At 68.2% G+C, this 23,300-nt stretch carries 25 protein-coding genes and 1 tRNA gene; 14 read left to right on the plus strand and 12 right to left on the minus strand.

Translation table 11 applies throughout. The features are described from left to right. Window positions 1-61: 61 nt before the first annotated feature. The 12 genes from IPG05_12815 to IPG05_12870 all read right to left on the minus strand — a co-directional run bounded on the left by IPG05_12815 (window position 62) and on the right by IPG05_12870 (window position 8,324). Window positions 62-715: an SH3 domain-containing protein gene (locus IPG05_12815; GenBank protein MBK6495959.1), complete on the minus strand. Its 654-nt coding sequence runs from the start codon at window positions 713-715 to the stop codon at window positions 62-64. Window positions 716-1,322: 607 nt separating this feature from the next. Then, window positions 1,323-1,395 (minus strand) — tRNA-Phe (locus IPG05_12820). Between the two features lie 120 nt (window positions 1,396-1,515). Continuing rightward, window positions 1,516-2,802: an acetyl-CoA hydrolase/transferase family protein gene (locus IPG05_12825; protein MBK6495960.1), complete on the minus strand. Its 1,287-nt coding sequence runs from the start codon at window positions 2,800-2,802 to the stop codon at window positions 1,516-1,518. Window positions 2,803-2,851: 49 nt separating this feature from the next. Beyond that, window positions 2,852-3,133 carry an Lrp/AsnC ligand binding domain-containing protein gene (locus IPG05_12830; GenBank protein ID MBK6495961.1) on the minus strand — a complete coding sequence of 94 codons (282 nt, stop codon included), beginning with the start codon at window positions 3,131-3,133 and terminating at the stop codon, window positions 2,852-2,854. 46 nt (window positions 3,134-3,179) lie between these two features. Continuing rightward, window positions 3,180-3,695, minus strand: coding sequence for a hypothetical protein (locus tag IPG05_12835; GenBank protein MBK6495962.1), 516 nt, complete (start codon window positions 3,693-3,695; stop codon window positions 3,180-3,182). 78 nt (window positions 3,696-3,773) lie between these two features. Further along, on the minus strand, window positions 3,774-4,277 hold the full coding sequence (locus tag IPG05_12840; protein MBK6495963.1) for a DinB family protein: 504 nt from the start codon (window positions 4,275-4,277) through the stop codon (window positions 3,774-3,776). Beyond that, a complete protein-coding gene (locus tag IPG05_12845) occupies window positions 4,277-4,840 on the minus strand; it encodes a DinB family protein (protein MBK6495964.1) in 564 nt (187 codons plus the stop codon). Before IPG05_12845 ends, IPG05_12840 begins: the two co-directional genes overlap by 1 nt. 79 nt (window positions 4,841-4,919) lie before the next feature. Continuing rightward, window positions 4,920-5,441, minus strand: a complete 522-nt coding sequence (locus tag IPG05_12850; protein ID MBK6495965.1) for a hypothetical protein — start codon at window positions 5,439-5,441, stop codon at window positions 4,920-4,922. Window positions 5,442-5,604: 163 nt separating this feature from the next. After that, the gene (locus IPG05_12855) at window positions 5,605-5,916 is read right to left on the minus strand and encodes a carboxypeptidase regulatory-like domain-containing protein (protein MBK6495966.1); all 312 of its coding nucleotides are present in this window, start codon (window positions 5,914-5,916) and stop codon (window positions 5,605-5,607) included. Between the two features lie 183 nt (window positions 5,917-6,099). Next, window positions 6,100-6,702 (minus strand): ATP-dependent Clp protease proteolytic subunit, encoded by a 603-nt coding sequence (locus IPG05_12860; protein MBK6495967.1) that lies wholly within the window; start codon window positions 6,700-6,702, stop codon window positions 6,100-6,102. Window positions 6,703-6,948: 246 nt separating this feature from the next. After that, window positions 6,949-7,407, minus strand: coding sequence for a YiiD C-terminal domain-containing protein (locus tag IPG05_12865; GenBank protein ID MBK6495968.1), 459 nt, complete (start codon window positions 7,405-7,407; stop codon window positions 6,949-6,951). Then, window positions 7,404-8,324 (minus strand): hypothetical protein, encoded by a 921-nt coding sequence (locus tag IPG05_12870; protein MBK6495969.1) that lies wholly within the window; start codon window positions 8,322-8,324, stop codon window positions 7,404-7,406. The genes IPG05_12865 and IPG05_12870 overlap by 4 nt, the downstream gene beginning before the upstream one ends. Before the next feature lie 97 nt (window positions 8,325-8,421). Here IPG05_12870 and upp point away from each other — a divergent pair, with 97 nt between their 5' ends. The 14 genes from upp to IPG05_12940 all read left to right on the plus strand — a co-directional run bounded on the left by upp (window position 8,422) and on the right by IPG05_12940 (window position 23,174). Continuing rightward, window positions 8,422-9,063, plus strand: coding sequence for a uracil phosphoribosyltransferase (gene upp, locus IPG05_12875; GenBank protein MBK6495970.1), 642 nt, complete (start codon window positions 8,422-8,424; stop codon window positions 9,061-9,063). Continuing rightward, window positions 9,060-10,418, plus strand: coding sequence for an MBL fold metallo-hydrolase (locus tag IPG05_12880; protein MBK6495971.1), 1,359 nt, complete (start codon window positions 9,060-9,062; stop codon window positions 10,416-10,418). The genes upp and IPG05_12880 overlap by 4 nt, the downstream gene beginning before the upstream one ends. Window positions 10,419-10,468: 50 nt before the next feature. Then, on the plus strand, window positions 10,469-11,011 hold the full coding sequence (locus IPG05_12885; GenBank protein MBK6495972.1) for a YdcF family protein: 543 nt from the start codon (window positions 10,469-10,471) through the stop codon (window positions 11,009-11,011). Then, the gene (locus IPG05_12890) at window positions 11,008-12,405 is read left to right on the plus strand and encodes an MBL fold metallo-hydrolase (protein ID MBK6495973.1); all 1,398 of its coding nucleotides are present in this window, start codon (window positions 11,008-11,010) and stop codon (window positions 12,403-12,405) included. The genes IPG05_12885 and IPG05_12890 overlap by 4 nt, the downstream gene beginning before the upstream one ends. A 219-nt stretch (window positions 12,406-12,624) precedes the next feature. After that, the gene (locus IPG05_12895; protein ID MBK6495974.1) at window positions 12,625-13,980 is read left to right on the plus strand and encodes an insulinase family protein; all 1,356 of its coding nucleotides are present in this window, start codon (window positions 12,625-12,627) and stop codon (window positions 13,978-13,980) included. Beyond that, on the plus strand, window positions 13,977-15,440 hold the full coding sequence (locus tag IPG05_12900) for an insulinase family protein (GenBank protein MBK6495975.1): 1,464 nt from the start codon (window positions 13,977-13,979) through the stop codon (window positions 15,438-15,440). The genes IPG05_12895 and IPG05_12900 overlap by 4 nt, the downstream gene beginning before the upstream one ends. A 132-nt stretch (window positions 15,441-15,572) precedes the next feature. Further along, window positions 15,573-16,109: an NUDIX hydrolase gene (locus tag IPG05_12905; protein ID MBK6495976.1), complete on the plus strand. Its 537-nt coding sequence runs from the start codon at window positions 15,573-15,575 to the stop codon at window positions 16,107-16,109. Between the two features lie 63 nt (window positions 16,110-16,172). Next, entirely contained in the window at window positions 16,173-16,844 is a 672-nt protein-coding gene (locus IPG05_12910; GenBank protein ID MBK6495977.1) for a sigma-70 family RNA polymerase sigma factor, read from the plus strand. A 159-nt stretch (window positions 16,845-17,003) separates the two neighbouring features. Further along, on the plus strand, window positions 17,004-17,228 hold the full coding sequence (locus tag IPG05_12915) for a hypothetical protein (protein MBK6495978.1): 225 nt from the start codon (window positions 17,004-17,006) through the stop codon (window positions 17,226-17,228). 124 nt (window positions 17,229-17,352) lie between these two features. Next, on the plus strand, window positions 17,353-18,408 hold the full coding sequence (holA, locus tag IPG05_12920) for a DNA polymerase III subunit delta (GenBank protein MBK6495979.1): 1,056 nt from the start codon (window positions 17,353-17,355) through the stop codon (window positions 18,406-18,408). Next, window positions 18,408-19,379: an SPOR domain-containing protein gene (locus tag IPG05_12925; GenBank protein MBK6495980.1), complete on the plus strand. Its 972-nt coding sequence runs from the start codon at window positions 18,408-18,410 to the stop codon at window positions 19,377-19,379. Before holA ends, IPG05_12925 begins: the two co-directional genes overlap by 1 nt. 95 nt (window positions 19,380-19,474) lie before the next feature. Further along, window positions 19,475-22,198 carry a DNA mismatch repair protein MutS gene (gene mutS, locus IPG05_12930; protein ID MBK6495981.1) on the plus strand — a complete coding sequence of 908 codons (2,724 nt, stop codon included), beginning with the start codon at window positions 19,475-19,477 and terminating at the stop codon, window positions 22,196-22,198. A gap of 75 nt (window positions 22,199-22,273) precedes the next feature. Continuing rightward, window positions 22,274-22,750 (plus strand): CGNR zinc finger domain-containing protein, encoded by a 477-nt coding sequence (locus IPG05_12935; GenBank protein MBK6495982.1) that lies wholly within the window; start codon window positions 22,274-22,276, stop codon window positions 22,748-22,750. A gap of 43 nt (window positions 22,751-22,793) precedes the next feature. After that, the gene (locus IPG05_12940; GenBank protein MBK6495983.1) at window positions 22,794-23,174 is read left to right on the plus strand and encodes a TonB family protein; all 381 of its coding nucleotides are present in this window, start codon (window positions 22,794-22,796) and stop codon (window positions 23,172-23,174) included. Window positions 23,175-23,300: the final 126 nt, after the last annotated feature.

The raw sequence follows: 23,300 nt of genomic DNA on the forward strand, positions 1-23,300 counted from the left end.
GGTTTCACTCCGCTTCGCCGCGCTTCTGCTTTATCGATCATCGACCATCGATCATCGTCGTCTACTGTCTCTCCGCCACTCCCTGCCCATACACCCACCCCGTCAGCGAGTCCGACTTCACGCGGACCCAGCCACTCTGTGAGGCGAGGACGACGACGGTGGTCTGCGGCTTGATGACGCCGAGGATGGCGGCGCCGGGCATCGGGGCGGTGCGGACGTTGACCCACTTCACCGAGACGAGGGCGGTCGACGGCGGCACGTCGATCAGCGGCGCTGACGTGCGCACGACTTCGTTCACGGCGATGGTCGTGGGCGGCGCGTCGGCGACGGCCCGCTGCGTCTCCGTCTGCATCGCGGCGATCATGGTGCCGGACGGCGGTGGTGGCGGCGGCGCGGGGGTGGTGACGACCGGCGTGGTGATCGGTGTGGTGATCGGCGGAGTGATCGGCGCCGTTGGTGTGGCGGTCGGTACCTGCGCGGTGGCGGCGAGCTTCGCGGCGGCCTGGGCGGCGGGCCAGTTCTTCACGCCGACGACGGTGAAGAGGGCCACCGCAGCGACGGCGGCGATTCCGAGCATGACACGGCGTGGCGAGTTGGCGGCCTCACGCGGTGCTGCGCAGTGCTGACAGGCGATGTCGGTCGGTGTATTCAGCGTGTGACAGCCCCGGCAGCCCCAGAACTTGAGGAGTTGCCCACGATCATCGCGGTTGGGCATCGCTTCACTGCAGCGGGGACACCGGGTCGCAACCTCGAGCGCCGTGGCGCCGCAGGCTGTGCACCGACGCCGATAGGCGGCGGAGGTAGACATAATCCAGACACTCGTCGAATTGTTGGGGCGTGCTTCGGACCCTAGGCTACCGTCCGGTTCACCACTCCGCAAGGCAAGGACGATACCAAACTGGTCACGGGGGATATCCGACGCCGTGGCAAGGGGTTCCGAGGGGGGGGCACGGCGGCGGGGCCCCGGGGAGATGCCCCCAGCCGCGCATGTCAATGCGCGGCGCCGGCGCAGCCGGCGTGCGGTGGATGCGGTTCGGGGCCCCGATGCACGGCGGGCCCGGCCTGGGGGCTCCGGTCTCGCGTGTTCCAAGCGTCTTCGCCGCGGCGCCCCCTATACAGCATGCCGGGGGCGCCGCAATCGGCACGTCCGGCGGAGGAGGGGGCTCGACGACACGGAACCCGCTCGCCCGGCCCCCCAGCGCCGGGCCCGCTTCAGACCAGGGGTGATGTTGAGGGGCGCGCGGGGTCGCTTCTCGCTTCTCGCTTCTCGCTTCTCGCTTCTCGAAACGAAAACGGCACCCCCCGAGAGGAGTGCCGTTCAGTGGCCAGAGAGGGAATTGAACCCCCGACACCGTGATTTTCAGTCACGTGCTCTACCAACTGAGCTACCTGGCCGGACCGGGGCGGAAAGTAGCATCCGGTGGGGTCCGGGGGAAGATGCTGTGCCCGGATAGGTCCTTCGACTGCGCCCGCTTCGCGGGCTCCGCTCAGGATGACAACCCGCCGGAGCCCCGTCTACCCCGCCACCCTACTCCGGTGCGCCGCCAGCAACTCCCCCCGGAAATCTGGGTGGGCAATGGAAATCAGCAGCTCCCCCCGCTCCCGGAGGGTCTTGCCGTGGAGGTTCACGGCCCCGAACTCGGTCACGACCCAGTGGACGTGCCCCCGGGTCGTGACCACCCCGGCCCCCGGGCTCAGCTCGGCCGCAATCCGCGAGACCGTCCCGCCGGCTGCCGTCGCTGGCAGGGCGATGATCGCCTTGCCCTTCGGCGCCCGGGCCGCCCCCCGGATGAAGTCCATCTGCCCGCCGATCCCCGAGTAGATCCGGTGCCCCATCGAGTCGGCGTTCACCTGACCGGTCAGGTCGACCTGGATCGCCGAGTTGATGGCGGTCATCCCCGGCATCTTGCAGATCAACTGGGTGTCGTTGGTCCAGTCGCAGCCGTGGAAGTGGACCAGCGGATTGTCGTTGATGAAATCGAAGAGCCGGCGCGTGCCGGTGACGAACGAGGTCGAGATCCGGCCGGTCTGCGTCGGCTTGAAGCGATTGGTGATCACGCCGGCCTCGACCAGGTCGACCAGCCGATCGGAGAACATCTCCGTGTGCACGCCGAGATCGTGCTTGCCGAAGAGCCGTGCGAGCACCGCGTCGGGGATCGCGCCGATCCCCATCTGCAGTGTGGCGCCATCACCGACGAGGTCGGCGATCAATTCGCCGATCTGCGCCGTGACCGGATTCTCCATGTCGGGAGCGTGCTCGTGCAGCGGCCGATCGGTGATCGTGAATGCACTCAGGCGCGACAGCGGCACCAGCGCGTTGCCGTGCGTCCGCGGCATCTGCCGATTGATCTCGGCGATCACGATCCGCGCCGAATCGACCGCGGCACGCGCGGTGTCGACCGACGGCCCCAACGTACAGAAGCCGTGCGCATCGGGCGGTGAGAGCTGCACCATCGCCACATCAAGCCGCACGTCACCGCTGGTGAAGAGCGACGGAATATCGGAAAGGAAGATCGGCACGAAGTCGGCGCGCCCGGCGGCCACCGGCTCGCGACACGCCGCGCCAGTGAAGAGCGACACCGAACGGAACTGCTCGGCGTACTGCGGCGCGAGGAACGGCAGCGGCCCCGCGAGATGCAGGTGCCACAGCTTCACGCCAGCAAGGTCACCACGCGCCGTCATCGCCTGCACCAGCGCCGTCGGCGTCGCCGAGGCGCCGTGCAGGAAGACGTTGCTATGACTGGACAGTTGCCGGACCACTTCGTCCGCCGAGACGGCGCGTGCTTCCCACCCTGAATTCACGACACACTCCGTAACGATGATCGATCATCGATCATCGATGATCGATGGATCAATCTCCGGCTCCCAACGAGAATCCGGCTTCAATGTCCTTGCGCGAATAGGCGCGGAACGCGATCAGCGTCTCGGTCTCCTTGATCCCGCTGAGCCGCACCATCCGGTCGGTGACCAGGTCGGCGAGGTCCTCGTTCGCCTGCACGCGGACGATCGCGACGAGGTCGAACTTCCCCGCGACGGAAAAGACATCACTCACTTCAGGCATCGCCGCGAGTTGCTCGGCGACCTCCTTGATGTGTTCCCGGGCAACAGTGAAGAGAATGACGGCAGTGACCACGGCGCGGCTCCGGTGAGGGACGCCGGAAATCTAGCGCCGTCGACGCTCAATGCTTTCGGCGATAATCTCCCACGAAGCCCACGGACCAACTCTTCCCGTCGGTCGAATTCTCGAAGATCTGCCGCACCACGCCGCCCGGGCGGATCAGCCAGCGACCGCGCGCCCAGCGTCCCTGCGGGCCGGGACCGGGGCCGGCCGTGGTCATCTCCATCGCGCCGTCGACGACGTTGCCGATGAAGGTCACGCTCGGCGTCGCGCCGGCGACCCAGACCTGGTGCCACTGCTTGTCGGTGGTCTCGAACCAGTTCAGCGAGGTGCCCGGCGGCCCCTGCTTCGGGCGCCAGACCTCGAGCACTGCGCAGCCGTCGGCCAGCTTGGTGATCGAGCTCTCGGCAATGTCCTTGCCGGCGGTGTCGGCCACGACCCACTCGCCCACCCAGTAGTCGAAGGCGGCGTGATTCGGGGTCGTGCAGGTCGGGGGCATCTTGGGTTGCGGCTGGGGTTGTTGCGCGGCGAGGGTCGCCGGGAGGAGTGCCAGCAGGGGGAGGAGTTGGTAGCGCACGGGACACTCGTGGTCGGAGGGGGACCGAAGGCTACCCTCGCGGGCGCCGCCGTTCCTCTCCTCAGAGTCAGCGTGCGGTCAGAAGAGTGCGGTCAGCCCCAAGGCGCCGACACTCGCGCCGTTTCCGCTGCTCAGGCGACGATGGAAGTCGACCTGGCCGAGGTGATAGGCGAGGTGGGTGGCGAGATGCACCAGGAAGCGGCCGGTGGGGATCACCTGCCCCTGCGTCGGATCGGAAAAGGGGAGCGGCAGCGGATACGGCACGTCGACAAAGGCGGGATCGAGCGCAGCGAGGGTCGCATCGACTTCGGTCCGCGTCGTGGTGATCAGCGTGAACAACTCTTCGCGAGGGACATCGCGGGTGGAGAACTCGCGCTCCCGATCGCGGACGTAGCCGGTGTCACCCAACGTGGCGCCGATGAAGTGGCGGAGGTTGCCCGCGAGATGCAGCGTGAGCGTGCCGGCGCTGTTCGGTGCGCCGGCCGGGAGCGCCCACACGGCGGCATCATCGGGATAGGCGGCGAGTTCGGCCGCCAAGCTGTCGAGATCGCGGCGCAGGCAGCGCCGAATGGCATCGATCATCACGCGGACACCCTCGCGCCGAGCCGCTCGCGGGCCTTGTTGGCTTGCCAGATGTGACGGCGCGCGTGCGCCGCCCCGATGTGCAGCGCGGAGAAGAAGGAGTAGTGCAACCGCGAGTCGAACGGCGACACCAACTCGACGCGGGTCAAGTCGACGCCGTCGCCCAACCGGATCATCGCCAGCAGCGCCTCCTGCGAGCGATCATACTCGGCGAGCGTCTCCGCCTTCGACATCGCCTCGTCGGGGACGAACGCCGCGGTAGTCGGATACTTCTGGCGCGCGGGCGGCTCGAGCGCCCGACAGAGCATCCACGCGAGGAACGAGCGCCGCATCGTGGCGGGAGCACGACGTGCACGCGATTCCGGTCGCTGCAACTGGTCGCGCATCGCGGGCAGGAAGGCTTCGGTGGTCAGCGTCAGGTGCCCGATGCACTCGCTCATCGACCACGAGGTCGGCGCGGGTCGGGTCACCCAGGTGCTCTCGTCGACCGACGCAGCGAGACGATGGATCTCCGCCTGCGCGGCGAGGAGTTGGTTGGTGACGATGGTGAGATCTGGATGCATCGGAGAAAGTAACCAGTGACCCGTGACCAGTGACCCGGACCCCCTGGTCACTGGTTACTGGTGACAGGTCACCGTGTCCTCACATCGTCGGCGTCAACATGATGTGCGCCTTCGGCGTGCCGGGGAACATCAGCCACGGCATGCCAGGCGCGCCCTTCGACGGGATGCCGGTGCTCGCCGGCGTCGCGAACGGCATGTAGATCACGTACAGGGCGCGGACTTCCTTGGTGTAGGTGCCGGCCGCCGCGTCGACGCCGCTGTGCGGCCCGAAGAGCTGCCAGAGCGCGCCGGCCTTCGGCATCGGCAACTTGCCGCTCTTCACTTCCTTAAAGCGCACCGAGTCGACCTCGCCGCCCTTCACGCCCTTGGCGCGGAGCGCGCGGCCGCGCGCCATGAACGGCTCGAGCGCCTTCTGATAGCAGGCGCCATGGTAATCGGCATCCTTCGGGTCGTCGGCGAGACAGAGCATCCCGCCGGTTCCCTTGCGCAGCGACACCAACTCGCCGGCCGCGTTGTAGCCGAGGACCGAGGCATCGGCGCGGAACTCCGTGGGCAGCGGCAGCACGGCCTTGGCGATCTGCTCCGCCGCGGGCGGGATCACGACCGGCGCGGCGGGGGCCGCCGGGGTCTGGGCGGCGAGCGGAAGGGCCAGCATCGGGAGCAGCAGGAGAGCGGACGCGCGCATCACGGCCTCGGGAGCATGGGGGTTGGGTGCAGCAATGTCGGGAAAGATAGGGCGAGTGCCGTCCAGCGCGCGCGGGTGGTCAGCGCAGCGAGGCGCGGGGGCCGAGTCGTTCGCGCCAGGGGCGCAGATTGGCGGCGGGATGGCGGGGCGTCAGGACGATTTCCTGCCGCACGACGGCGCCGCGGCTGAGGTGCAGCTCCTCGCTCTCTTCCCACTTGTAGCCGGCCGCCTGGACCTGCAACCGGAATCGCCTGGGAGGGAGGTGCAATGCGAATTCCCCGCCCACGCCCGTGACCGTCCCCACCCCGGTGGGGAGGAGGACCACCAGGGCGCTGCGGACGGGGGAGCCACTCGGGTCGCGGACGACACCGAAGAGGCGGCAACTCGACATCGGGATCCTCGGGAACGGGGCGGAGAGTGTACCGCCCGGGGCCCAAAGCCGCAATCTCAACGGCGCGCGAGGATCACAATGGGTAGGGGCGCAGCATGCTGCGCCCGGGCCCGCGTCGGGGAGATCGCCCCGGAGGCGAGAAGGGCGCGGCAGGCCGCGCCCCTACATCCGGGATCTGCCCGATTAGGGCAGTTCCGTCGCCTTGGCGATGATGGTGCCCACCAGGCCGTACCCCTTCGCTTCCTCGGCGCCGAGCCAGAAGTTGCGGTGGGTGTCGTCCTCGATCCGGGAGACCGGCTGCCCGGTCTCGCGGGCGAAGATCAGGTTCAGGCGCTCCCGCATCTTGACGATCTCGCGCGCCTCGATGGCGATGTCCGAGGCGGTGCCGCCCGCGCCGCCGGCCGGCTGGTGCAGCAGGAAGCGGGTGTTGGGGAGGCAGTAGCGCTGGCCCACCGGGACCGAGACGAAGATCAGGGCGCCGGCGCTGGCCACCCAGCCGGTCCCGACGATCCGGACCTGCGGGGTCACGAAGCGGATCATGTCGTGGATGGTGTCGCCCGCCTCGACGTGGCCACCCTGCGAATTGATATAGATCGTGATCGGCTCGGTGGCCGAGGCGGCGGAGAGCGCCAGCAGCTCGGCCATCACGCGGGCGGCCAGCTTCTGCGTGATCTCGCCCGAAATGATGATGGTCCGGGCATCGAAGAGGCGCTGGGCGATCGGCGCGCTCGCGGCGGCCGCCGCTTCCGGCGTCTCGGGGGTCTCGGGGGTCTCGGTATCGGCCATGGGGTTCACATCATGGTAGAGGTGCTGCCGGGCAGGGTGGGACGCACCCCGCAGAATCGCTGAACCCTAGCCGCGTCGCGGCGCGGGCGGCAGGGGCGCGGGGGAGGCAGGGCGACGCGTGCGTCGCCCGAACACACATCGACACCCGCCCGACCAGGCAGATATCCCCATGTGTAAGGGCGACGCATGCGTCGCCCTCCGCCCGCGGCGCGACGATCCCTCCCGTGGGCGAGGCAGGCCTCGCCCCTACACTGCCCGATGCACCACGTACCGCCCCGTGAACGCCGCGACTTCCACCCCGTGGGCGTCCCGCACCACGACCTCGACCGTCACCCGCCCCCGGCCATGCCGACGCAGTCCCGCCCAGAAATGGTCCATCGCCGCCGCGTCCGGTGCCTCGGCGGTGGCCAAGGCGTCGCTATGCACCGGCCGCAGGTAGCGCATGGTCGAATCCTGGATCACCACGTGGGCATGGTCGCCCGCCTCGCGGAGCGCCAGCCAGAGCAGACTCCAGCCCGCCAGCGTCGTCAACGCCGAAAGGGAACCGGCGAATGCGGTTCCCTTGTGGTTGCGATTGGGGGCCAGCGGCATCTGCAGCACCAGGGCACCCGGCGGCGCCGAGACGACCGCAATCCCGAGCGCCCCGGTGATCGGCAATTCTTCCTGCCAGACCAGCCGGAGCGCGTCGAGGGCGTTAGTGCTCACGGGCGCTTGATCAAGCCGCGCAGCCCACCCTTGAGGGCGTTCTTGCCGGCATCGGCGAGCGCGTTCTTGAAGGCGTTCGACATCGCCTTGCCGAGGTCGAAGTTCTTGAGCGCGTCGCACATCTGCTTCTGCTGTTCGGGGGTCATCTCACCCTCGCCGGCGCCGGCTTCCTTCGCCTTGGCCTTCGCGGCGGCGAGCGAGTCGGCGAGCTCCTTCGAGGCGAGTTGCTGGACCCACGCGCGGGCCGAGGAGTCGGCACGGGCGCGGTCCAGGTCCTCGGTCCACTTGATGTCGGCCGGCGGGTCGAACATCGTCGCATCGGTGGTGCGCGCCACGCTGGTGGCCGTCTGCTCGAAGTTGACGCAGAGCATCGACCCCGCGCTGTAGAGCGCGACCGGCGCCTTGTCCATGGTGCAGAAGGTGAAGGTGCCGAACTGCGTCATGGTGCAGGATTCGCCCGCGATCGTCTTGGTGCCGGTCGTCTTCCCCTCGAACGGCGTGCCCGGCATGGCGCGCGTCACGAACGCCGCCATCGACTGGATGTTCTCCTGGAAGCGCGCCTTCCCCGCCCCATCGAGCTCGTCATACGCCTTTGCCATGCTCGGCAGCGGGTTGACCATCTTGGTCCCCTTCTTCTTGTCGAGATCGGCGTTCCATATCACCTCCGGGTCCGTCAGCGACCAACTGCTGGTGGTGGACGTCTTCCCGAAGAACTTCCCGGTCATCGTGGTCCGCGACGCCATCTTGTCGCCACCCGAGGTGGAACGTCCGGTGCCGGTCATGTCGCCACCGTAGCTGTACTCGACGGTGTAGGCCGGAAGGGCACGGTTCGGGAGCTTGAACGGGTTCCATTGGGCCCCGGCCGGCAGCGCGGCGGCGAGGGTCAACAGCAGGGCGATGGATGAGGAGTGACGCATGACTGGACTCCTGACGGGAGGGTCTCCGGGGATGCTCCAAGTATCGGTGAGCGGCCCCTGCATTGCCAACACCCCGGCGGGGCGAGATCATTGAGGAATGTCCGCCCAGACGCCCCGTGGCCTCACGGTCCTCGATCACCCGCTGATTCGCCACAAGATGGCGCTACTCCGGGCGGCCACCACCACGTCCCGCGACTTCAAGCAGCTGGTCGGCGAGATCGCCGCGTTGATGACGTATGAAGTCACTCGCGACTTGCCGACGGCGCCGGTCGAGGTGGTCACGCCGCTCGAGACGATGACCGGCGAGACGCTCGCCGCGAAGGTGGCGCTGGTGCCGATCCTCCGCGCCGGGCTCGGCATGGTCGAGGCCGTGGTGCAGTTGATCCCCAACGCGCGTGTGGGCCATATCGGCCTCTTTCGCGATCATGACACGCTCAAGCCGGTTTCCTATTACTTCAAGGTGCCGACCCCGGTGGAGGAGCACAGATTTTTCCTCCTCGATCCGATGCTGGCCACGGGTGGATCGGCGGTCGAGGCGGCCACCGAGCTCAAGCGGGCCGGCGCGAAGGAAATTGCGCTGATCTGCCTGGTCGCGGTCCCTGAAGGGGTGGCCACCTTCACGGCTGCCCACCCGGATGTTCCGGTGTACGCTGCTGCCCTTGATCGGCAACTCAACGCCGATGGCTACATCCTCCCTGGTCTCGGCGATGCCGGCGACCGCCTCTTCGGGACCCGATGAGCGCTCCTCGGACGTTGACCTTCTTCGGTGGCGCCGCGACGTCGACCGGCTCGATGATTCTCCTCGAGGCGGCGGGCGCGCGCATCCTGCTCGACGCCGGCCTCTTCCAGGGGAACGTCGCCACCGCCGACGCCCTGAATCGCGAGCTGCCCCTCGACCCGCGCAAGGTCGATGCGATTCTCCTCTCGCAGGCCGGACTCGCCTACTCGGGCCGCACGCCGCAACTGGTGCGACACGGCTTCGACGGCCCGATCTACGGGACGCCGGCGACGCGCGACACCGCCGCGATTCTCCTCGCCGAGGCGGCGATGGAACTCGCGGCGAATCATGGCGAGCCGCTCTACGGCCTCAAGGATGTCATCGCGACGCAACAGCGATTCGTCGGCCAGCCGACGCACCGCCCGCTCCACCTTCGGCGCAACCTGGTCTTCGAGATGTTCGACGCCGGCCACATCCTCGGTTCGACCTCGATCGAGTTGCGCACCGGCGAGGGCGGCTCGCACCGCATCATCTACAGCGGCTGCATCGGCCGCTCCGGGTCGGCGCTGCTCCCCGATCCGGAAGTGATGCCGGGCGAAGTCGACACGCTGATTCTCGGCTCGCCGTTCGCGCACGCCTCGCACGGGATGTTCGCCGATGCGCAGCAACAGTTGGCGACGATCATTCGCGACACCACCGCGCGCGGCGGTCAGGTGATCATCCCGGCGTCGTCGCTCGGTCCGGTGCAGGAGCTGATCCGCACCGTGCAGGCGCTGTGGCGCCGGGGCCAGCTCCCCGAGGTGCCGATCTGGATCGACTCCGCGACCGACGTCTGCCTCCCCACGATGATGCGGTTACATCCGGAGTCCCTCGGCATCGGCGAGCGCGCGTATGCCGAAGTCGGCGGGCCGTTCGATCACGCCCTGCTCCACTACGTGCGCAACGACGCCGACCGGATGCAGCTCGATGGTCACAGCGGTCCGGCGATCATCATCGCGCCGGGCGAGAGCGGCGACACCGGCCGTGCCGCCCACCACCTCCGTCGCTGCCTCGGTGATGAGCGCCACACGGTGATCTTCCTCGCGCCCAACGAGGAAGAGTCCGTCGGTCGCCTGCTGCAGGAGGGGGCCAGCGAGGTCACCATCCTCGGCGAGTCGGTCCAGCGCCGGGCCGGCATCGAGACGCTCACTGCCTACTCGGGGCATGCCGACGGCGAGGAGATGCGCACTTGGCTCCGCGCCCTCGGTGGCCCCATCAAGCGCGCCTTCGTCGTGCACGGCGATGACCTGGCCGTGGCCATCATGGTCACCATTCTCCGGGAGGAGGGCGTACGCGACGTCATCGTCCCGCGGCAGGGGGAATCGTTCCCCTTCTGAGCAACCGCCGGCAGGCCTGGGTCGCGGCGTTCGCTGCGGCAGTCGCCAGCGTGTACGTCCTCTCCTTCTTCGCGGTCCTGGTCGTCTCCCGCCAGGACCAGCGCTATCAGGCCGATGCGATCGTCGTCCTCGGCGCGGCCCAGTACAACGGCCGCCCCTCCCCCGTCCTGCAGGCACGCCTCGACCACGCCGCCGTCCTCTTCCGTGCAGGGTACGCCGAGTTGATCGTCGTTACCGGTGGCATTGTCGAGGGCGACCGGATGAGCGAGGCGACCGCCGGCCAGCGCTACCTCGTCAGCGTCGGGATTCCGGCGACGTCGATCGCGGTGGCCCCGGAGGGACGCACCACGGCGGGGTCGATGACGGCCGTCGCCGACTATCTCAATGGCGAGGGGCTCAACCGGGCGATCCTCGTCTCCGATCCGTTCCACCTGGCGCGGTTGCGGATCGAGGCGCGTCGCCTCGGCCTCGAGGCCTGGACGTCGCCGACGGCGACCTCCCCGATCTCTCGACGATTCGGCACGGAGCTGCAATACCTCCTCGCCGAAGCAGGCAAGCTGCCGATTCTCGTGTTGCAGGGGTTCTTCCGATGACGGATATCTCGCTGACCTTCTGGGGCGCTGCCGGCCAAGTCACCGGTTCCTGCCACCACCTCGAATGGCGTGGCCACCGTGTGGCGCTCGACGCTGGCCTCTTCCAGGGGCGCCGCGAGGAATCGCATCGGCTCAACGCCGAGACGCCCTTCGATCCGCGCCAGCTGGATGCGGTGATTCTCTCGCACGCGCATATCGATCACAGCGGGCGGTTGCCGCTGCTGGTGGCGCGCCAATTCGACAAGCCGATCTACGCGACGCCCGCCACGCGGGATCTCTGCGCCATCATGCTCCCCGACTCGGCCCACATCCAGGAGAGCGACTTCCGCTACCTGCAGCGGAAGGGGCGCGCGGGCCCGGGCTCCGAGCCGCTGTACACCATGGCCGACGCCTACCATGTGCAGGAGTTGATGGAGGCGCATCCGTACGGCCGACCGTTCAAGGTCGCTGATGACCTCACCGTGACCTTCCGCGATGCCGGCCACATCCTCGGCGCCGCCAACATGGAGATTGTCATCGACGGCGCCGGCGGGGCACCGCATCGGTTGGTCTTCTCGGGCGACATCGGCCGCTGGGGTCAGCCGATCATTCGCGATCCGGACGGTCCGAAGGGCCCGATCGACACGCTGATCATCGAAAGCACCTATTCGCTCAAGCAGCACGACACCACCGAGGATGCGATGGCGCGCCTCGCCGACGTGGTCAGCCGGGTCGCGGCGCGGGGCGGCAAGATCCTGGTGCCATCGTTCGCGGTGGGACGCACGCAGGAGCTGGTGTACGCGCTGCACGAGCTCGCGAACGCCGCGCGGATCCCGCAGATCCCGATCTACATCGATTCGCCGCTCGCCGTCGAAGCCACCGCCGTCTTCCGGTTGCACCCCGAGGTCTTCGACCAGAACGAGGGCTTCATCAAGACGGGGACGCCGATCTTCGACAATCACCTCGTGCATTACGTCCGCGACATCGAGGAGTCGAAGAAGCTCAATGCGCTGCAGGGGCCGGCGATCATCATCTCGGCGAGTGGCATGGCCGAGGCGGGGCGGATCCTGCACCACCTGGCGAACCATGCCGGCGACCCGAAGAACGCCATCCTCTTCGTCGGCTTCCAGGCGGAGCACACGCTGGGGCGGCGGATCAGCGAGGGGCGCAACCCCGTGAAGATTCTCGGCGTCGAAACCACCATCGGCGCCGAGGTGGTCAAGATCGACGGCTACTCCGCGCACGCCGGCAGCGATGAGTTGCGCCGCTGGGTGCGCAACCTCGGTGGCCCGATCCAACGCGCCTTCTGCGTCCACGGCGAACCGGAATCCCTCGCCGGGATGAAGAAACTCCTCGAAGAGGAAGGCGTACGAGAAGTGATGATTCCGAGTCATGGGGAAAAGTTCACGCTGTAACTGATGCACCCTGGGTGGTGTCATCCTGAGCGAAGCGTTGCCGAGGTTGTCATCCTGAGCGAAGCGACCCGCAGGGTCGCGCAGTCGAAGGACCTATGCGTGATACTTGAGGTCCTTCGACTTCGCCCGCTTCGCGGGCTCCGCTCAGGATGACAACAGCCAATAGGTTCGCTCAGGATGACAACCTCCGGGGCTCGTCCACACCACGGAGGTTTCCGCTTGCGCACCCGTCTGTTTGCCCTCGCGCTGCTCTTGGGCGCGGCTCCGCTTACTGGTCAGGGCCTGAAGGTCCCCGCCACCGTGGACACCCTGCCGAACGGCCTCCGGCTGATCGTGCACGAGGACCAGTCCACGCCGATCGTCACCGTCAACGTCTGGTATCACACCGGCTCCGGGTCGGAGAAGGTTGGCCGCACCGGATTCGCGCACCTCTTCGAGCACCTGATGTTCATGGGCTCCCAGCATGCCGTCTATCCGGCGTTCGATCGGCTCCTCGAGGCCGCCGGCGCCAACAACAACGGTTCCACGACCGAAGACCGCACCAACTACTACGAGTCGGGTCCGGTCTCGGCGCTGCCGCTGATGCTGTGGCTCGAAGCCGACCGGATGGGATGGCTGCTGCCGACGATGGACGCGGCGAAGGTCGATGCCCAGCGCGACATCGTGAAGAACGAGCGCCGGCAGAGCTACGAGAACCAGCCGTACGGCATGGTGGCCGACCACATGCCCCGGATGCTCTACCCCGCGGGCCATCCGTATTCGTGGCCGGTGATCGGCTCGATGGTCGACCTCTCGGCGGCGTCGGTGGAGGATGTGAAGGACTTCTTCCGCACCTGGTACGCGCCGAACAACGCGGTGATCACCGTGGCCGGCGCCGTGAAGCGCGACTCCGTGCTCACGCTGGTCAAGCACTACTTCAGCGCGATCCCGCGCGGCCCCGCGATCACCGCCATCAATCCGACCCGGCCGAAGATGAGCCGCGACACCGCGCTGGTGCTTGAAGACCGGGTGCAGGCGGCGCAGCTCGAGTACGCCTTCCCCACGGTCAAGGCGTGGGACCCGGACGATGCCGCGCTGCAGGTGGCCCGGATGATCCTCACGGGATCGAAGAACGCCCGGCTCACCAAGCGACTCGTGTATGACGAACAGTCGGCGACGACGGTGCGCGCCTCCGCCGGCAGCAGCCGCTATGACGGCGACTTCAGCATCGTGGCGCGACCCAAGCCCGGCAAGCCGATCGGCCCGGTGCAGCGTGCCGTCGACGAGGAGCTGCGCCGCCTCGGCGAGGCCCCGCCGACCGCCCGCGAGATGGAGCAGGCAAAGAACTCGCTGGAGGCTGCGTTCCTCCGCTCGACGCAGACGGTCGGCGGGAAGGCCGATCGACTGAACAGCTACTACTTCGAGGTGGGCGTGCCCGATGCCTTTCAGCGCGACCTGGACCGGTTGCGCGCCGTGACCGCGGCCGATGTGCAGCGCGTGGTCAAGCAGTATCTCACCGGGCCGCGCGCCGTCGTCTCGGTGGTCCCGATGGGGAAGCGTGAGCTCGCGGCCGAGCCGCGGGGGGTGACGCCGTGAAGATTGTCATCCTGAGCGAAGCCGCCCGCAGGGCGGCGCAGTCGAAGGATCTGCTGGCCCTCGCGACCATGCTCTGCATTGCCTCGCCGCTGCATGCGCAGGTCACCACCGCGCCGGCGCTCGGCCCCGCGCCGAAGCTGTCGGTGCCGGTGGTGCAGACCGCCTCGCTGCCGAACGGCCTCAAGATCCAGGTCGCCCGCAACGCCGAAGTCCCGCTGGTCGAGGCGCGGCTGATCATCAACGGCGGCGCCAGGCTCCGTGGCACCACGCCGGGCCTCGCCACCTTCACCGCCGGCTTGCTGGGTGAAGGGGCCGGTGGGATGACGGCGTTGAAACTGGCCGAGGAGACCGACTTCATCGGCGCCTCGCTGCGCGCCGGTGCGGGGTACGAGAATGTCACGCTCTCGTTGTCGGTGCCGAAGCGGTCGGTGGATCGTGGCTTCCAGTTGATGGCGTTGATGCTCCTCAAGCCGACCTTCTCGAGCGTCGACATCAACCGGCAGCGGTCGCTGCGCCTGGCGGGCTTCACCAGCGAACGAGATTCGCCCAATGCCGTGGCGGGCAAGGTCTTCTACCGCAACATTTTTCCAGCGTCCCATCCGTACCACGGCGACATCGATGGCGACTCCGCGTCGGTGGTGAACTTCGACTCCGTGGCGGTGCGGAATTGGTGGGCCACGGCCGCCGATCCGCGGCGCACCACGCTGGTGCTCAGTGGCGACGTGACGTTGCAGGAAGCGGTGAGCTGGGCGGCGAAGCACTTCAGTGGCTGGAAGGCGCCGTCGGTGATTCTTTCCTCGGTGCCAGCGCGTGACGTCTCGGGGCCGACGCAGTGGAAGTCGCGGGTGATCCTGGTGGACAAGCCCGACGCTGCGCAGTCGGTGATCATGATCGGCGGGCCAGGCATGTCGCGCAGCGACCCCGACTATCCCGCCGTGATGGTCATGAACACCATCCTCGGCGGTTCCTTCTCGGCACGGCTCAACGACCTGCTGCGCGAGCAGCTGGGCTACACCTATGGCGCCGGCTCGGACTTCTCCTTCGCCCCGGTGGCCGGGCCGTTCGTGATTGGCACGGATGTCCGCACCGACGTCACCGATTCATCGCTCGTGGTCATCTTCCGCGAAATCGCCGCCATGCGGGAGAAGGCCGTCACCGACGTCGAGCTCGCTCGCGCACGGAACTACCTCGTGCTCGGGTCGCTCTCGGACTACGAGACAGCCAGCCAGGTGGCGGGGGCGATGAGCACGGCGCTCCTCTTCCGGTTGCCGCTCGCCACGATTCCGGCGGAGCTGGCGCGGATCAACGCCGTCACCGCCGCTGACGTGCAGCGGATGGCGAAGTTCCGCCTGAACCCCGCCGAGATGACCGTGGTGATCGTCGGCGACCTGGCGAAGATCCGCGCCGGGATCGAGAAGCTGGGGTTGGGGCCGGTGGAGGTGCAGACGTACGAGAAGTAGTCGTAGGTCGTAAGTCGTAGGTCGTAAGTCCTGAGAGGTGAGATGTGGCCCGCATGGGTTCACGTCTCACCTCTTACCTTTCACCCTCCGACTCACGACCTACGACTTACGACCTACGACCTACGACCCCTCATGACACTCCTCTCAAGTCGCCGTGTCTACTCCGGCCGCATCGTCTCCCTCGACATCGACACGGTGCGCTTCCCCAACGGCAACGTCGGCGAGCTCGAGATGCTCAGGCATCCGGGCGCGTCGGCGGTACTGCCGTTTCTCGATCCGGTGGAGGACGCCGACCCGCGCGTGCTGCTGATCAAGCAGTTTCGCCACGCGACTGGCGACTACCTCTGGGAGATCCCGGCGGGTCGGCGGGATGGCGAGGAGTCGCCGGAAACGACGGCGCACCGCGAGCTGCAGGAGGAGACCGGCTACCGGGCCAGTCAGGTGGAGCGGCTCACCTCGATCTGGACCACCCCGGGCTTCACCGACGAGGTGATCCATCTCTTCCTGGCCAGCGGGCTGACGCCGGGGGAGAGCGCATTGGAGGCGGATGAGGTGCTCGCCGTGCACCCGCTGCCATGGTCGGAGGTGCTGGATATGGTGCACAATGGAACCATAACGGACACGAAATCGATCAACGCGATCCTTTTTGTACAGGCTTTCAAGAGATAACCTTTGACAAACTAAAAAAGTGCGGTAGCTTCTCGTGGTGACCCTTCAACGAAGGATGTCCCCATGACCGCGATCGCATTCCCCAGCCTCACCCTGCCCGTCGCCGACGCCACCACGCGTGAGCGTCCGACGATGGTCGCCTCGCCGGCCTCCGACGCCGCCAACCTGGAAAACTCCCGACTGGTCGCGGCGCACCTCGCCGGCGACGAGCGGGCCTTCGGCGAGCTGGTCCGCCGCTACCAGGTGCGGTTGCTCAACTTCATTTTCCGGATGATCGGCGATCGCGAGCGGGCGGAGGATCTGGTGCAGGAGGCGTTCGTGCGGGTGCATCGGCACCTGCACCGCTTCGACCAGAGCCGGAAGTTTTCCACCTGGCTGTACACCATCGGGTCGAACCTCGCCAAGAACGAGCTGCGCAATCGCGCCCGGTCGCCGCTGGTCTTCCACGAGTCGTCGCGCGCGCCGGGGGAGCACGAGGGGCGCACGCTCGAATTCGAGGATTCCCGCTCGCGTCCGGACGACCTCTTCGCCAACCGTCACCTGCGCGAGCTGGTCGAGGCCACGGTCGCTCGGCTCTCGCCGCACCACCGGATTGTCTTCGTGCTGCGGGAGCTGGAGGGGAAGAGCTATGAGGATATCGCCGAGGTCACCAACACCAACCTGGGCACGGTGAAGAGCCGACTGAATCGGGCCCGGACCTCCTTCCAGCAGATGATCGCACCCTTCCTGGACTGACGGGAACGACGCGACGGAACCATTTCAAATTCCCGGTGTCACAGTTCGTTGACATCGGGGATTTTGGCGGTCGGCATTACCTGACGTCCCCCCTTTCGCACTTCCCAATCTCGACGTACACTCCCCTACCTCCTCCCCCGCGCAGGAGTCCCTCCAGCGATGAACTGCCGCGAGTTCGGCCGATACTATTCCGATTTTCGGGACGGCAACGATCCCGAGTTGGCGCATCGCATGCGCGAGCACTCGGGCACGTGCGGCCATTGTCGCGCGCACAATCGTGCGTTGCAGATCGGCGTGGAGCTGTTGCGCGTGAGCGAGATCGAACCGTCGGACGGGATGGTGCATGCGTTGAGTGCGCGGTTCAATGTGAGGCCGATTCGCTAACAGGTGAACGGTGAACGGTGAACAGTGAACGGGGGCCCAGACCGGCCCCCGTTTGTCATACCAACCCTCTCCCGTTCACCGTTTACCGTTCACCGTTCACCCGTTCGGCGCTTATCATTCCCCCATGCCCGTCCTCTCCCTTCCCCAGCTGCAGCGCGCCCTCGGCAAGACTCCGCCCCGGGGGGCGTTCTACCTGGCCGGCAGCGAGGCGATCCTCAAGGATGAGGCGTTGGCGGCGCTGCTCGATCGGGCGCTCGACCCGGGCCTCCGCGACTTCAACCTCGACTACCTCTCCGCGTCCAACCTGGAGCCCGACGAGCTCGCCGCGGCGTGCAGCACGCTGCCGATGATGGCCGACGTGCGGGTGGTGGTGGTGCGCGACATCGAGTCGTGGAAGCGGAAGAGCAAGGGGAAGCAGCCCGCCGTGCGCTACCTCGAGAAGCCGGCGCCGGAGACGGTGCTGATCTTCGTGCAGGGGAACGACGACGACCCCGATGCCGACCTCGCCGCCCACTGCACGGTGATCGATTGCAAGGCGCTGCTGGGCGACGCGCTCGATGCGTGGCTGGAGGACCGCCTCCAGGGTGCCGGGATCACGCTCGCTCCCGAAGCGCTGGAGCACCTGCTCCGGGCCACCGGTGGCGATCTGGGGACGTTGACGGCCGAGGTGGCGAAGCTCTCCTCGCTCCAGGTGACCGGGCCGATCGACCGCGAGACGGTCGGCTCGCTGGTCGGGATCCGCTTCGGGGAGACGGTCGAGGACTGGCGCGACGCGGTGCTCCGCGACGACACCGCCCGCGCCATCTCGCTCGTCCCCCAGGTGCTTGCCTTGAGTGGCGTCTCGGGGGTCCGCCTGGTCACCCTGCTCGGCACCTCGCTTCTGGTGCTCCGCTGGGGCCGCTGCACCGCCGAGGCGAAGAAGATCCGCGACCGCGCGCTGGCGGAGCAGGTCAAGAGCTTCGCCTTCCGGATACGGCCGCCGGTGGGGAGTTATCCTCCATTCGCCGCCTTGGTGGGCGAGGTGGTCGGGCGCTGGTCATTGCCCCGCCTCCGCACCGCGATCGCCGCGACCCTCGCGGCCGATGCGGCCCTCAAGAACACCACGATTTCTGATGAAGGAGGGATCGTGACCGATCTCGTCTTGATGCTGGCCACGTCGCGCGCGCGGAAGGCGGCGTGATGCGCGCATTGCGGGCATTTTCGCGGGGCGAACACGGGCGCAGCAGGCTGCGCCCCTACATCGTCGCCCTGGCGTACGTGGTGGGCACATCGCCGGCCGCCGCCCAGGCGCCGCTGCCGCCGACCACGCCGCGCTTCGTCGAAGTCACCCGGCTCGCGCAGGAGGGCTATGGCGATTCCGCCCGCGCCGTGATCGCCCGGATTCTCTCGCAGACCCGTGCGACCGACGCCGCCTTCCCCGAGGCGCTCTACACCTCGGCGGCTGTGGCGAAGACGCTCGGTGAGGCACGGCTCCAGTACGCGCGCATCTCGGTCGAGCACGCCCAATCGCCGTGGGCCGACAAGGCGACGCTGCGCCTGGCGCAGCTCGACTATGGCAGCGGCAACACCGAGAGCGCGGTGCTGCGCGTGAAGCGCATCTTCACCGACTTCCCCGAATCGGCGGTGATTCCGGTGGCCGCGCTCTTCGGCGCGCGCGCCGCCTTCGAGCGTCGCGAGGGGCCGCTGGCCTGCGACTGGCTCACGCGCGGACTGCAACAGGTCGGCAGCGACCTCGAACTGAAGAACCAGCTCGAATACGCCAAGCAGCGCTGCACCCCGGAAGAATTGGCCCGGCTCGCCGCGATCCCCAAGAGCGACAGTCTCAAGCGCCCCGAGGTGATGCCGCCGAAGACGCCGGTCACGACGCCGCCCGCCACCACGACGGCCCCGCCATCGGCTCCGACCACCTCGGGGAAGGCCACCACCTCGCCATGGCGCGTGCAGGTGGCCGCGATCAGCGACCCGACGTCGATCCGCCGCGCGACACAACAGATCGAGGCGGCCGGGTACATGGTCTATCGCGTCGCCGGACCGAATGGCCTGACGAAGCTGCAGGCCGGACCATTCTCGACGCGCGAGGCGGCGGTGGCTGCCGTGGGGAAGCTCAAGGCGGCGGTGGGTGGAGCGCCGTTTGTTGTGAAAGCGCCGTGAATGAGTGACCTGTGACCCGTGACCTGTGACCAGCAGCGGATCACGGGTCACTGGTTACTGGTTACTGGTTACTGGTTACACCCTCAAATTTCCACATCGTTGAGATCTCATTGGCCGACTCCCCCCTCCTCATCCAGTACCGCGAGATCAAGGCGCGTCATCCCGACGCGATCCTCTTCTTCCGGATGGGCGACTTCTACGAGATGTTCTTCGAGGATGCGCAGGTCGCGGCGCGGGTCCTCAACATCACGCTGACGTCGCGGGGCGATGGGGTGCCACTCGCGGGTGTGCCGGTGAAGGCGGCCGCGGGCTATCTGCGCCAGTTCATCGCCGCCGGCTTCCGCGTGGCGGTGTGCGAGCAGGTCGAAGATCCGAAGTTCGCCAAGGGGATCGTCAAGCGCGCCGTCGTCGAGACGGTGACACCAGGCGCGTTCCTCGACGAAGAGTGGACGCCGGGGTCGCGCAACAACTGGCTCGTCGCCGTCGCGCCCCGTGGTGCCGGTGAAGCCGTGGGTGTCGCCGCACTCGACCTGACCACAGGCGAGTTCATCCTCGAGACGGTCGCCGCCGATGGTCTCGCGGAAGCACTGGGGCGTCTCTCGCCCGCCGAAGTGGTGGTGCCGCGCGAGAGTGAGATCGCCCTCGAGCCGGAAATGCTCCGCACCGAGCGCGAGCGCTGGGAGTTCGACCCGGCCCTCGCCGCCGAGGAGTTGAGCCGTCGCCTGGCGATCGCTTCGCTCGATGCCCTCGGCATCGCGGCCGACGATGCCGCCGCGGTCGGTGCCGGTGGGGCGCTGCTCCGCTACGCGCTGGAGTTGCAACCGCAGGGACTGCCGCAGCTCGCGCGTCCCGATGTGCGCCGGCCCGACGAACTCTGCTGGCTCGACGAGATGACGCGCCGCAATCTCGAGTTGGTGGAGCCGCTGCGCGCCGGCGCCAAGGGCGTCACGCTGGTCGAGACGCTCGACCGCACCCAGACGCCGATGGGCGCGCGGCTGTTGCGGCAGTGGGTACTCTCGCCGCTCCGCGATCCGGTGCGTATCGAGGCCCGGCTCGACGCCGTCGCCGCGCTGGTCGAGGCGGGGAGCGCGCGCGCCACGCTCCGCGCCGCCCTCGATGGCGTGCGTGATGTCGAACGGCTCGCCGCACGCGCCGCTGCGGGCCGCGTGACGCCGCGCGAGCTCGGCGCGCTGCGCGATTCCTTCCTCGCGTTGCCGCACGTCGGCGAATCGGTGGCGATGCTCGCGATGCGCACCGTCCCGGGCACCGATCGCGTCGCTGCGCTGCTGGAGTACACCGCCGCACACTTCGATCGGCTCGAGGATCTCGCCACCGCATTGGCGCGCGGCCTGGTCGAACGGCCACCGGTGACGCTGGCCGATGGTGGCGTGATCGCCCAGGGGTACGACGCCGAGCTCGACGAGCTGCGCGACCTGCGCGACAACGGCAAGCAGGCGCTCGCCTCGATTCAGCAGCGCGAACGCGACCGCACCGGGATCTCCTCGCTCAAGGTCGGCTTCAACAAGGTCTTCGGCTACTTCCTCGAGGTGACCCACGCCAATACCGGCGCGGTGCCCGAGGATTACGAGCGGCGGCAAACGCTGTCCAACGCCGAGCGCTACGTCACCCCCGAGTTGAAGGACTACGAGGCGAAGGTGCTCGGCGCGGAGGAGCGGATCGGTGAGCGCGAAGCGGCGCTCTTCGGGGCGCTGCGCGACCTGGTCGGCCGGGCGATCACCCGCGTGCAGGGGACGGCGCGCCTGCTGGCGCGGCTCGACGTGCTCGCCTCGCTCGCCGACACCGCGGTCAACGAGCGCTACGTTCGGCCGGTGGTGCACGACGGCTACGGGCTGACCCTGAGAGGGTCGCGCCATCCGGTGATCGAGCGGATGATGCCGAGGGAGCGCTTCGTCCCGAACGACGTGCACTTTGACGAGGTGGAGCGGGTCCACCTGGTCACCGGTCCGAACATGGCCGGCAAGAGCACCATCCTGCGCCAGATCGGCTTGAACGTCGTCCTGGCCCAGATGGGGAGCTTTGTGCCCTGCCGCGAGGCATGGATCGGGGTCGTCGACCGCCTCTTTACCCGCGTCGGCGCCTCCGACAACCTCGCCCGCGGCCAGTCGACCTTCATGGTCGAGATGTCCGAGACCTCGGCGATCCTCCACAACGCCACCGCCCGCTCGCTGGTCCTCCTCGACGAGATCGGCCGGGGCACCTCGACCTACGACGGCGTGGCGATCGCCTGGGCGGTCACCGAGTACCTGCACGACCGGATCGGCTGCCGGACGATGTTCGCCACCCACTACCACGAACTGATGCAGCTCCCGGAGCAGCTCGCCCACGCCCGGAACTGCAACGTGGCGGTCCGGGAGTCGGGCGACGGGATCGTCTTCCTCCACCGCCTCGAGGCGGGGGGGACCGACCGCTCGTACGGGATCCACGTCGCCCAACTCGCCGGCCTCCCCAGCGGCGTGGTCGGCCGAGCGCGGGAGGTCCTGGGCATCCTCGAGGCCGACCACCGCGTCGTCGAAGGGCCACCCCCGGCCGACCCCGACCCAACCCAGCCTTCGCTCTTCGACCTCCTCCAGGCGGGGATTTCGTCGTCGGGCGAGCATCGGGCCCGAGGCCCCGTCGTAGGGGCGACGCATGCGTCGCCCGTACGCAGCCCCCCGAAAGCGCCAGCCCCAACCCCAGCCCAGCGCCGCGCCGCCGAACTGACCGAGCGCCTCCGCGCCCTCGACCCGAACCAGATGACGCCGATGGAGGCGTTGCAGGCGTTGGCCCGACTGAGAGACTCGATGGTCGATGATCGATGATCGTCCATCGATGATCGATCATCGATCATCGATCATCCTCTCGCCGTAACCACCATCCGATGTTATGTTGGTTACATGCTCCAATCCCAGCAAGACATCGGCGGTGTTCTATGCGTCGACTTTGCCAATGGCGCCGAGCTGCCGGAGCCGGTGGATAACCCTGCCGCGCTGCGTGAGGTCGCCCGTTTTCGGGTCCTCCTTCACCGGCTGCTTCGGGCGGAGGCGTTGGGTGAGGGAGCCGCCGAACGCGACCTTGGGCGACTCAACCGCATCCTCTCGCAGGGGCAGAATCACCGCGGCGTGTTGCCGGCGGTGCGTGGGTATGGCTGGGGGTGGATTGGTCCGGCGGAGGATGTGGCCCGGTCGCTCTGGCCGGTCGCCTGGTCGGCGGCGCTCCTGCTGACGGGGCCTGATCTGGCCAGGCTGAAATGTTGTGATGGCTGCGGTCGCCTCTTCGTGGACGCCTCGCGCAACCGGTCGCGCCGCTGGTGCGACATGCAGGGGTGTGGCAACCGGGCCAAGGTGGCTCGTCATCGTCAGCGGGTGGGGTGAATTGCCGCGCTGCATGATCGCTTACATTACTCGGATGTTGCCCATGCGCCGATCACTTGCCGCCCTCGCCGTGACCCTCCTTCTCGGGAGCGAGGGGTGTGGGGGCGAGCCTCCCGCGGCAGCGCTCCGGGCTGCCAGGCCGGTCGCTGGCGGCCCCGAGATCCCCTACCCCCCGGAGTTGTTCGCCAAGCGGGTCGAGGGAGAGGTCCTCCTCTATCTGGTGGTCGACTCCGCCGGCGCCGTGATCCGCGATTCGACCCGGATTGCCACCTCCAGTGGCCACCCCGAGTTCGACGCGGCGGCGATGGCTGCTGCTCCAGCGCTCAAGTTCCACCCCGCGACCCGCAACGACACCGCGGTGGTGGCGCCGATCCAGGTGCCGATTCGGTTCCGGTTGCCGGACTCGCTCCGGACGAATCGATGATCGATGGTCGATGATCGATGATCGATAGTGTCACCGGGGGGGGGGGGGGGGGGGGGGGGGGGGGGGGGGGGGGGGGGGGGGGGGGGGGGGGGGGGGGTCGGGATGGGCGCGCCGACCAAGGCTGAT

The sequence above is a fragment of the Gemmatimonadota bacterium genome (assembly GCA_016704275.1).
Classification (GTDB): domain Bacteria; phylum Gemmatimonadota; class Gemmatimonadetes; order Gemmatimonadales; family GWC2-71-9; genus Palsa-1233.